The sequence below is a fragment of the Gammaproteobacteria bacterium genome, from assembly GCA_041395725.1.
Lineage (GTDB): Bacteria > Pseudomonadota > Gammaproteobacteria > Pseudomonadales > Pseudohongiellaceae > NORP240.
In genome coordinates, this window is the sequence record JAWKZW010000001.1 from 2513858 (window position 1) to 2526087 (window position 12230).

The window sequence follows — 12230 nt, forward strand, 5'->3', positions numbered from 1 at the left end:
TGTCTGTCGATCCTGGAACATTTCATTCCTCACTGCCGAGATCGCGTAGTGAGTGCGTCGAGTGAGCGGTCTGGGTATGGAGCGCTGCAGAGCTATGATCGCAATCAGGGTGCTGAGATTATTTTTAGCGATGACAGATACCCCATTATTGGCCCATGCCCCTTTCAAAATCTTCTATAATCCGGAGGCGGCGCGGTCTCGCGGGTCTCTAATGGCATCAAGATGATCTTCGCTGAGCAATGCCGTGAATATTCTATAAAAGTTAATTTGCAGAGTAAGGAAAGGTTTAGTCACCTGCGTCGCTTGCCGGAAAGTGTTTGAAGCTCCAGCGACTCGTTGAATCGGAATTCGCAGCAGAGAGCCTAATTCAGGGCCAAGAAAACGGAAACTTCAGAGTAATCTCCTAATGAAAGGATCAAGTAGAGAAACAACAGGGTTTGAAATCGCAATAATTGGCCAGGCCGGGCGGTTTCCTGAGGCGCGAGATCTGAATGAGTATTGGGAAAATATAAAACTGGGTAAGGAATCCATTCGCTTTTTCTCCGATACTGAGCTATCTGCGCTAGGTGTGCCTGGGGAGATGCGCGAGCAGAGCAACTTCGTTCCTGCTCATGGTGAACTTTCCGATATCAAAGCCTTCGATGCTGCATTTTTTGGTTACAGCCCGAAAGAGGCAAAAACCTTGGATCCGCAACATCGACTCTTTTTAGAAACTGTATGGCATGGACTGGAAGACGCTGGAATTGCGCCTAGCCAATTTGACGGACTAATTGGTGTTTTTGGTGGTTCCAGTGTCGACGATTATTTTCATGAAAATCTGCAAGGTAGTGATCAGCTGGCTGGTGCTGCCGAGATTTTTCAAGCACGTTACGCTAACAACACTGATTTTTTAACCACGCGAACCAGTTATAAGCTCAACTTAAAGGGCCCGAGTATCGTCGTACAAACGGCATGTTCGACGTCATTGGTTGCTGTACACATGGCTTGCCAGCAACTCATTTCTGGCGGCTGTGATGTGGCGGTAGCTGGTGGGGTATCGATTACTTTACCCCAACGTTATGGATATGTTTATCAAGAGGGCATGATCTTTTCACCAGATGGCCATTGCCGCCCTTTTGATGCGAAAGCTCAGGGCACTTTAAAAGGGGATGGAGTTGGTGTAGTTGTTTTAAGGCGACTTGAAGATGCTCTAGCTGACGGAGACACCATTGATGCTGTGATCCTGGGTTCTGCGGTGAACAATGACGGTGCAGACAAAGTCGGTTACTCGGCACCAGGCATTAATGGTCAGATTGAAGCAGTTCGGGGTGCGCAATTGGTCGCTGACATTGAGCCTGATTCGATCGGCTATATCGAAGCCCATGGTACAGGTACGCCATTGGGGGATCCGATCGAGGTGGCGGCGTTAACTGAGGTTTTCTCCGAGCAAACGCCAGAAAAGCAGTTTTGTGCCTTGGGATCTATAAAATCCAACATCGGTCATCTTGATGCGGCGGCAGGCGTTGCGGGGTTGATTAAGACGGTTTTGGCATTGAAAAATGAAGCGCTGCCGCCCTCATTGAATTTTGAATCACCAAATCCGACGATAGATTTTGCCGAGAGTCCGTTCTACGTGAATGCTAAATCCCAGTACTGGCCATTGCGTGCAGGTACGCGCAGGGCCGGGGTAAGTTCGTTCGGTATTGGCGGGACAAACGCGCATGTGATTGTTGAGCAGGCACCGGTGTTATCTAAACCATCAATTTTACCTGGAAAATGGTTTTTGCCACTCAGTGCTAAAACGGAAGTCGCGATGGCGACTCTTGCTGAGACTTATACGCAAGCGCCTCTCAATGTAACCGGGGCTGATGCATTTTTTACCTTAACCAATGGACGTGAACCACTAGCTCCATATAGGGGGGTGATAGTAGTAGACACACCAGTTCAAACACCTCGACTGGCTGCATCTGGCAAGCCTCTTGAGCTGGTTAAGCAATGTGTACTGTTGTTCACTGGTCAGGGCTCACAGTATGTGAACATGGCGCGAGAGCTTTATGAGTCAAGGTCAGGGTTTCGTGAGGATGTGCTTCGATGTGCGGATTTTCTAAAAGCTTATGATTTAGATATCTTGAGTTACCTCTATCCGGAAGCAAAAGACAACACTTTAGAGTTTGCCGAAGCACTTAAACAAACCGAGATCGCCCAGCCCGCGGTTTTCGTAATTTCTTATGCAGTGGCTCGCTATTGGCAGAGTTTGGGTATTGTACCTACCGCCGTGTTGGGCCATAGCGTCGGCGAGATTGCAGCTGCCTGCATTGCCGGAATTGTTAGCTTAAGTGATGCATTGAAGATGGTGGTTGCAAGAGGTCGACTTATGCAATCCATGCCGCCGGGTTCTATGTTGTCAGTGCCGCTGCCAGAGTCGACAATTGACGTTTATCTTAGTGAAGAAGTGCAGCTTGCTGCGATCAATGCGCCGGGTTTTTGTGTGCTATCCGGGCCTGTGGAGAAAATTGCCGCTGTAAAAACTGAGATCGAAGCACAGTACAATATCGAAACTCAGCCATTGCAAACATCACACGCGTTTCATTCAGCGATGATGGAGCCGATGTTGCCCGATTATCGCCAAGTGTTAGAGGAGATCGCGTTTCAGCCTGCCAAAGTTCCGATGATCTCAAGTGTTACAGGGCAGGCATTATCTAAAGTCACTGTCTCATACTGGCTTGAAAACGTACGTGAAACCGTTCGCTTCGCAGATGCCATTGCTGCGGTAATTGCAGAAAAACATGCAGTATTTCTTGAAGTCGGACCGGGTAACACTTTGGTATCTCTTGCTAAGAAGCAAATCGCCAATGAGGTTGATTGTCAAACAATTGCGTCGATTCGCCATCCTAAAAATCAACAGTCAGACAACACGGTGCTGGACAACGCGATAGCAGAGGCTTGGGTTGCGGGCCTGATTTCAGACTTCAAAGGATTGAACCCTTCTGACGCATCCAAAGGACGCCGGGTGCATTTACCGTTGTACCCGTTTGCGCGAGATGAGCACTGGGTAGATCCGCAATGGGTGAAGAAAGTGGTGCCAACTGATGTCGTACAAGCTGGTATGACACCTGGCTTCCAACAAAAAGCACCATTTTCCGACTGGTTTTATCTGCCGTCATGGCAGCAACAGGTCGTGAGCAATGTGATCCCAAGCGAAACACAGAGAATCGGCTTGGCTTTTCGAGACAAGGACTGCCTGATTGAAACTGTCATTGCGGGCTTTACCGATACTCAGTGGATAAGGGTTGATTTCGCTGATAAGTTTTCTGCACAGCCAGAGTCACTTGATTTTCAGATTCGTGCTGCTGAAAAAGCGGACTATCAACATCTGTTCCAAGCACTAGAGTCCCAAGGCTTGTCTGTCGATACCGTTTTGCATGCGGGTTTGTTAGGCGAATTGTCTGGTCTTGACGCGCAGGCTCAGGGGTTTTGGTCCCTGTTTGCGTTTGTCCAAGCGCTGGCGGACCAAGAAGCAGCGTTACCCAGGCAGTTAATTGTCATAGCTGATCAAAGTCAGGCGGTTCTTGGTAATGAACAGATTTTACCGGAAAAAGCACTGGTGAAAGGTATTGTTCAAGTATTGCCGAGCGAGATGCCCGAAATCAATACACAGTGGTGGGATGTTACCTGTATCGAAGCGGATCTGGTTGCGTTAGGGAATGCACTTTCCAATGGGCAGCCTGATGCCATATACAATGGGTGTCGATTTGGCCGCTATTGGGCATTAAAGCCAACACCGGTTAACGTGCCAGCAACCCCGAGATCTCCACTGCGTAATCAAGGCATTTATCTCATCACCGGTGGTTTTGGAGGAATGGGTCGTACCTTCGCTGAGTTCTTAGCGGAAAACTATCAGGCCCGGTTGGTACTAATTTCGCGATCTGAACCAGATATCGAGCAACAGCAATGGCTTGGAACCCTTCGAGCGCTTGGTGCAAATGTAAAAGTATTTTCACTGGATATAGCAAATAAGGCGGAGCTGTCAGATGTTGTGAATTCGGTGACATCAGAGTGGGGGGATATCAACGGTGTGTTACACGCGGCGGGAATTCCCGGTGGCGGTATCATCGCGCAGCAAACGCGTGAACGTATTCAAATGGTATGGCAGGCAAAAGTAGCAGGCACACAGAGTTTGTTATCCGTGTTGGCCAGGCATCCGCTCGATTTTATGGTGCTTTGCTCATCGTTGACCTCTTTCGTTGGGCTGCCTGGGCGAGCGGATTATACTGCGGCGAATGCGTTTTTAGATGCGGTTGCTCAGCGCAACGCGATCTCAGGTGCTTTTCCTGTGTATGCGATAAACTGGGATAACTGGGATGCGATTGGCATGGGAGCACAAAATGCCGCGCAAGATGCTGAAATCGCGGATCGCATTGATGTAGCTTCCGGCATCAAGGTATTGCAAACCGTACTTTCGCAAACTACGCCGCAGCTACTGGTCTCTACTCGCTATCTGGGTGTTGCCCCCGCACTAGTAGCAGAATCTGTTGTCCCAGCGACAAGCAGTGAGTCAACTGGGGCGCCAGCCGAAGCAAAAACAACAGCAAGCCTGCTCCGTGAGATTTGGCAGAATCTCCTAGGTGTCGAAACGGTAGATGACACTGATGATCTTTTTGAATCAGGTGGTGATTCGATAGTGGTCATTCAGTTGGTTGCGCGATTAAAGCAGCAAGGCTTTGCGTTAACCAACCGTCAAGTATTTCAAAATTCCGTATTTGCTGATTTGCTAGGCATTCTTGAAGCCGATTCGGGGACAGTATCGATTCCCTCGCAGTCGGTACAAACGGCGTTTACGTCGGGTGAAACTGGATTGACTGCTATTCAGCGATGGTTCTTTTCACACAACTTTCAACATCCTCACCACTGGAACATGTCGGCCTGGTTGGCATTGCCTGAATCAGTTGCAGTACATGAACTAACGCAAGCCGTGCAGGCGGTTGTCGCACATCACGATGCATTGCGCATGCGTTTTGTGTTGACCGACAAGGAGTGGCGACAGTCGGTGCAACAACAGGTAGATGTGCAAGTTGCTGAGCATCGGTTCGATGATCTAGATGAGCAAGAAAATTTTTCCAGAGTCGCGCAATCAAAATTGGAACTGTCAGAATTGCCAGTGGCTTTTTATCTGTGTCGAGTTGCCAATGCTGCTCCACGGCTGTTAATGATTGCTCATCATCTGGTGATGGACCTACTAAGCTTGAGGATTGTGGCAGAAGATCTTGCTACAGCGTATACACGGCTATCCAACGCAGAGGCGCCTGAACTACCAGTAGCGACTTCTTTCCAATCTTGGAGTGACGCAGTGTATAAGTATGCTAACTCAGCGTACTGTGCCGCGCAGCAAGGCTATTGGGCAGATCGAGTGTCCAGAAAAGTCACAGCACTACCGAGAGATAATACCAAAGGAACCAATCTGGTAGTGGACGCGGCCCAGCAAACCATTACGTTATCTATTTCTGAAACTGAAATGTTAAAGAATGCTGTTACGCGCTCCGCTAATGCCGACATGCAAACGGCCTTATTGGCGGCTCTTGCTCGTACGATGCAATCTTGGGCAGCGCTGGACCAGATTGTGATCTGGTTGGAGGGGCATGGTCGTGAATTGCCTGGTGTCGCTATTGATAGCAGCCGGACTGTGGGATGGTTTACTTCACTTTATCCCTTCATTGTAAGTGCATCAGAAACGGAAAGTGACTGTGAGTGGATCGAAGAGGTAAGTGAGCAGTTTAGCTTGATACCCAACCAAGGCATGGATTACAGTTTGCTACGATACCTGCATGCTGATAGCGCGGTTCGCGAGAGCGTTATGGGATCGCTTCCCGTAGATATAGTTTTTTTGTATCAAGGTCATGTGCGGGCTGTATCTGACGACACTTGGTCCGTTTCCAAAAATCGAGTTCCAGAAAATTTCGCAGATGATCAGAAGCGACCCGCTCAATTTGAAGTTATGGTGGATATTGTTGATGGTGCGCTAAACCTTTCGATGGGCTATAGCGAGAAAGTTTACAAGAGTGAGACCATCGCCAGCTTGTTGGACATTTTTAAAAACACTTTGATCGGCTTTATCAGTCAGCCTGCTGTAGAAAGTTCAAGGCCATATCTGGCGCCCACCTCGTTTGTACAAGAGCGGCTTTGGTATCTTGAACAGTTCGAAGCTAATGCGGGGCTATACAATTTGCAGGGTAGCTTATTGATGCGGGGCTCTGTTGATAGTGATGCTATTCGCAAAGCACTGCAGGCAGTTGTGGATCGACATGAAATACTGCGTACCGCGATTGTCGATCAGGCGGGTACGCCGATGCAACAGATCTCACCAAAAGTTGAGATTTCGGTACCGGTTGTCGATCTGACGCAATCAGTTGATATTCAGCTAGAACTGGAAACCTTGCGTCAAAAGCAGGTTGCCGAACCTTTTGATTTGACCACCGCCCCATTGATTCGTTGGCAAGTTGTTAAGACCGGAAGGTCAGAAACGCGATTATTGCTAACAGTACATCACATAATTGTCGATTACTGGGGTATGACGGTGCTTTTCAATGATTTTGCTTCCTTCTATGCCGGATTTGCCTCAGGTAAAACCGTAGAGCTACCGCCTATTGTCAAACCCTATGCTTATTTTGCTGAGCAGCAACGCAGGCTTTCGAACAGCACGCCAGAACACATGGACTTTTGGTTAGAAAAGCTGGCAGGCATTGAGGCACCGCTCGAGCTGCCAGCTGACCGGGCTCGCCCGGATGTCCGATCAGTCGCTGGTGCAAGGGTGTCTTTCACGATAGAGGTAGAGCGCGTTAGTCAGCTGCGCGCTGTTGCACGTGCGCAGCAAGCCACCCCGTTTATGGTTATGTTGGCGGTTTATCAGACTTTGCTTTATCGATACACAGGGCACGCGGACATGATTGTGGGTGTTCCGGTTGCTGAGCGTCATGACGTTGAGATGGAGCGGGTGGTCGGCGTATTTGTAAATAATTTGGTAATACGTACCGATCTTTCGGATGTACCCACATTTGGCAGCTTGTTGCGGCGCGTAAAGCAGGCAGTGCTTGAAGCATTTGATCACAACGATGTTCCGTTTGAGCGTTTGGTAGAAGCCATTAAGCCACCGCGTGACCGGAGTCGGACTCCAATATTTCAAGTGATGTTTACTTACATGAATGCGCCGGATCCAGACCTGTCACTGGATGGTTTGGCAATGTCCGCTCAAGAAGAGCCGCGTAACTTCTCAGAATTTGATTTGAATTTGTATATTACAGACAAAGGCGCTGATACACCCTTTTCAGTTGCGTTTGAGTACAGTACTGCGCTGTTCGATGAAGAGCGAATCATGGCGCTCAAAGAACACTTTGAAAATTTGCTGTCGGCAGTTCTAACTTCTGTTGAGCAGCCATTAAATCAAATCCCAATGTTGTCAATTGAAACTCAGCAGTGGTTGGTTGCAACGCTGAACGACACTGCTATGCCTTTGCCGGAAGACACATCTGTCCTGCCACAATTAAGTGCAAGTTGCAATGCACAAGGGGAAAAGGAGGCGGTCGTTGGCGACAGTGGTTTGCTAACTTACGAGCAATTGAATGACCAAGCAAACCAGTTAGCGCATTATCTAGTCAAGCAAGGCGTGGGATCGGGAGACCTGGTTGGTGTAATGCTTGATCGTGATGAGCAGTTAATCGTGGCGTTATTGGCCGTTTGGAAGGCCGGTGCCGGGTATGTGCCGCTGGATCCGATGTTCCCAGCTGAGCGCCTGGCTTACATGCTCGAAGATTCCAACGCCAATTTTGTTGTCACAGCACAACCCCTGTTGGTACAACTGCCGAATACTTCGGTTCATGCCATTTGTACTGACCTGGATACGTTTGACATCCGGCAAATGCCACAGACAGCGCCTGAAGCGTCTCCGGCATCAACAGACCTGGCTTATGTGATCTATACATCCGGGTCGACAGGAAAACCCAAAGGAGTGCAGGTTACACACCATAACGTGTTAAATTTTCTGCTGTCGATGCGGGATTGCCCTGGGCTCTCTGAAGAAGATCAGTTCTTGGCGGTTACGACGATCTCATTCGATATCCATGTGCTCGAACTCTTTTTACCTTTGTTGGTGGGTGCTACTCTGGTCGTTGCAAACAAGGCTCAGTCTCAAAGCGGAGATGCCTTGATGTCGCGATTGCAGCAGGGTGATATTACTGCGATGCAAGCGACCCCGGCGACTTGGCAAATGCTGATTGAATCTGGCTGGCAAACCGCCTTGCCGATTAAAGCTTTGTGTGGGGGGGACAAACTAAGCCGCAGCCTGGCCGATGATTTACTGGAGCGAGTAGACTCACTTTGGAATATGTTCGGTCCTACCGAAACCACAGTATGGTCAGCTGTAGCTAGAGTGGAATTATCAGATAAGCCCATCACGATAGGGAATCCGATTGCCAATACTGAGTTATATGTCGTAGATAAAGAGGGCGCGTTATTGCCTCCGGGCGTGCTGGGTGAATTGTGGATAGGAGGCGCTGGTGTTACGGCTGGATATCGAAATCGTGAGGACCTTACAACAGATCGATTCATTGACGCGAAATACGATTGGCTAATCAAGCCTTCCCGCTTGTATCGTACCGGTGATCAAGCCGTAATGCATCGGGACGGGCAGATAGAGATCGTCGGACGCTTTGATCAACAGATTAAGCTCCGTGGCTTTCGCATCGAGGTTGGTGAGATCGAGCAGCGCTTGGTTTCCCATGAGGCAATAAAACAAGCTGTTGTTCTGCTTAGAGAGGATACGCCTGGCAACCAGCGCTTGGTCGCGTATTTAATAGCAGAACACGAAGCGATAGATAGCAGTGTGCTGAAGGCTGCATTGTCTGAGTACTTGCCTGATTACATGGTGCCGACGGCTTGGGTTTGGTTGGAGGCATATCCTATGACGCTCAATAATAAGATTGATCGTAAAGCCCTGCCGAAACCGGATTCGGGGCAAGGCGTTGAGCGCGAAGCCTTTGTCGCACCCGAATATACACTTGAAAAAATCTTGGCTATGATTTTTCAGGATGTGCTCGGTTTACAGGCTGTCGGTCGATACGACAACTTTTTCGACCTGGGGGGGCATTCACTATTATCGATGAAAGTTGTTGCTAAATTTCAAGAAGAGACGGGAATTCGATTGAACCCGGGGGAATTATTTCAGCAAACTGTTGGCCAAATTGCCGCGCACTATGAAGCGCACGGACCTACAAATCTGCAAGAAAAGAGGGAACAAGGTAAAGCAGATGTTGAGAAACGGAAACAAGGCTTCATTAGTAAGTTTAGTCGAGCGATAAGGGCCATGTTGAAATAAGTGGGCACGTGAATGACTGAGATCATTACAGAACGAATTATTGTCGAGAGAATGCTGCCGTTCTACTTTGCTGGTACAGCAGGCCAATTGTATGGCTGTCATCATGTGCCACCGCAAGGTGTTGAGGTTTGCGGTGCGGTTTTGGTTTGTGGCGCAGCAGGTCCAGAGTATTATGCGAGTCACCGCGCATTGCGACAGTTAGCGGTGCGTCTGGCGAACGTTGGCTTTCATGTGCTTCGTTTTGACTATTGGGGTACAGGTAACTCTGCTGGAGAGGACGAAGATATTTCGGTACGGACCTGGATGGCAGATTTGAAGCCTGCCATTTCCTCGTTATTGGATCGAAGTCAATGTACTTCCGTTCAAGTCGTTGGCTTACGATGGGGCGCGACTTTGCTAAGCCAGTTGCCACACCATGAGTTACCAGAAGTAAGAAATATGGTTTGGTGGAATCCTGTGCTCGATGGCAAGCAAATGCTTCTCGAGTGGCAGCATGAACAGCAAATGGAAGACAAAGCGCTGGGCTTACCCGTGGACAAAGGTCTTGATTTTGCCAAGGGGCTGTCCTTTCCGAAGTCATGGATGAAGGAGGCCAGCGCGATGCACTTATCGCTCCCTGACCCGAAAAATCTGCCATTGTTTCTGATCGGTAACACAAAATACTCAGCCCTGATGTCCTGGTGCAAGACGTGCGCAGGGCTGGCGGGAGTTACTCAGCACTGGGTGGACGATCCCAATATTTGGGCCCAGGCTCCGTTGGAAGCAATTGTTCCGACGCATGGGTTACAAGATATAGTGAAATGGTTGAGGGAAGCTAAATGACCGAGAGTGCCGCACTATTCGGAGCGCGTCGTGCACTCGCTGGTGTGCTCACGCAAGGCGATTCGTCAGCAGAATTCGCGGTAATTCTGCTAAATGCTGGCATGATTCACTCAGCAGGTCCCGGGCGCTTATCTGTAAAGCTTGCTCGCGAATTGACAAAAAATCTTGGTATTACCAGCGTGCGCTTTGATTTGTCGGGGTTGGGTGATAGTCCAGTGCGTGCTGATAGTCTTTCTATTTTTGAAATAGCGACGACAGAGCCCCAGGAGATTATGGATGACCTTCAGCGCCGAGGGTTTAAGCAATTTATACTCATTGGATTATGTTCGGGTGCCTATTGCGCGTTTAAGACCGCCATCAAGGATGCACGTGTAGTAGCGGCGGTACTGATCAATACAATGGATTTAAGCGGTGAAACTGAACCAAGCATAAAGACCCTGGAGAATCGCTATCAAAAATCAATATTTCGTTGGCGTGCGTGGGGAAATCTGTTCACTGGAAAAGTGAATTACGCACAGTTGTGGCGCATGATTGCAGCACGCTTTCAACGACGGTCGAAAGAATCATCCGTGTCATCTTCTAAAGTGCGTTTAGAGATTGAGGAATTAATCCAGAAAAAAACGCCGCTGTTTTTCGTCTGCTCGGAATATGATGTGTCTAGATATTATCTGTCTGGTTTGCTTGGAGACAAGCTAGATGCTTTTGCAGAAAATGGTTGGGTTACCCAAACGATTATTAAAGATGCAGATCATTTATTCAATCGTGTTTCGGCGCAGAGGGTATTACTACAAACCGTTTGCGAATGGGTAGGAACGAGAACACGCTCCACCTTGCGAGAAAAGGGAACGAAGCATGTGCTTGATTGACTCGGGGGTACGGAAAAACGTTTTCAAAGTTATTATGCGAGGCAAGAATAGGCGAAATATTGAGGTCTATTGGAAAAGCTACAACTAAGGACACTCTGATTAATTCGCGATTTGAACGATAATACAGCATCGCCCTGAACACGGTTAATGGTTGTATGAAACAGACTTCGCTCACCGACAGTTTTGAGAAGTTTCGCAAGAAGACCCGCAAGGAACAGTTCCTGGATGACATGGAAACGATCATCCCCTGGAAAGAGCTTTGCGAAGCCATCGAGCCGTTCTATCCCAAGCCCCAGGGGCTGGCCGTCGTCCGATCGGCATCGAGCGTATGCTGCGTATCTATTTCCTGCAGCACTGGTTCAATCTGTCCGACCCTGCCGCTGAAGAAGTTCTGTACGATTCCCGCGCGATGCGCCAGTTCGTGGGCATTGACCTCGGTGAGGAGCCTGCTCCGGATGAAACGACGATCTGTAAGTTCCGCCATTTGATGGAGAGCCATAACCTGGGAGATCGACTGTTTTATCTGGTCAATCAATATCTCAAGGAAAATGGCTTGAAGGTAAACCGGGGCACTATTGTCGATGCCAGCATCATCAACGCGCCAAGTTCTACCAAGAACAAGAAAAAGCAGCGCGATCCGGATATGCACCAAACTCGCAAGGGCAACCAATGGTTCTTTGGCATGAAGGCCCACATCGGTGTAGACAGCAAAACCAAGCTGATTCACTCGGTGGTAGCTACTCCCGCCAATGTCCATGATTCGGTGATTCTGGGAGATTTGCTGCACGGTGAAGAAAGCCGTGTATGGGGAGATTCGGCCTATACCGGACAGGGTGATGCCATTGCTGCTAATGCACCAAGAGCCAAAGATTTCACTAACAAGAAAGGCAGTCGATACGTCACGCTCAGCGAAGCCGACAGATCGAGAAACCGCAATAAGTCGAAGGTTCGAGCCAAGGTCGAACACCTCTTTGGTGTGATGAAGTGCCGGTTCGGTTTCACCAAGGTGCGGTACAAGGGGCTGGAGAAAAATGCCCATCATTTGTTTGTATCCTGTGCCTTGGTCAATCTGGTCATGGCTAAGAAGGTTCTATTGAAACAGAAGCGGTTACTACGGGCTCAGTATGCCTGCTGAGCAGGCTATCAAGCTGGAATTACCAGCCTGATAGCTAATCTCGCCTGTTCCGCCGCCAGTAACC

At 49.0% G+C, this 12230-nt stretch carries 4 protein-coding genes; all 4 read left to right on the top strand.

Translation table 11 applies throughout. The annotated features are described in order from the left end of the window. The first annotated feature begins 406 nt into the window (after positions 1 to 406). The 4 genes from R3F50_11025 (at position 407) to R3F50_11040 (ending at position 12166) form a co-directional block, all read left to right on the top strand. Complete coding sequence (locus tag R3F50_11025) at positions 407 to 9343, top strand: amino acid adenylation domain-containing protein (protein MEZ5490839.1); 8937 nt, start codon at positions 407 to 409, stop codon at positions 9341 to 9343. A 12-nt stretch (positions 9344 to 9355) separates the two neighbouring features. Continuing rightward, on the top strand, positions 9356 to 10165 hold the full coding sequence (locus R3F50_11030) for an alpha/beta hydrolase (protein MEZ5490840.1): 810 nt from the start codon (positions 9356 to 9358) through the stop codon (positions 10163 to 10165). After that, positions 10162 to 11031 carry a hypothetical protein gene (locus tag R3F50_11035; protein MEZ5490841.1) on the top strand — a complete coding sequence of 290 codons (870 nt, stop codon included), beginning with the start codon at positions 10162 to 10164 and terminating at the stop codon, positions 11029 to 11031. Before R3F50_11030 ends, R3F50_11035 begins: the two co-directional genes overlap by 4 nt. A 155-nt stretch (positions 11032 to 11186) precedes the next feature. Then, positions 11187 to 12166, top strand: a protein-coding gene (locus tag R3F50_11040) for an IS5 family transposase (protein ID MEZ5490842.1) whose coding sequence is annotated in 2 segments (ribosomal slippage) — positions 11187 to 11321 and positions 11324 to 12166 — 978 coding nt in all. Because the reading frame shifts where the segments join, the coding sequence is not laid out codon by codon here. The last annotated feature ends 64 nt before the right edge of the window (positions 12167 to 12230 follow it).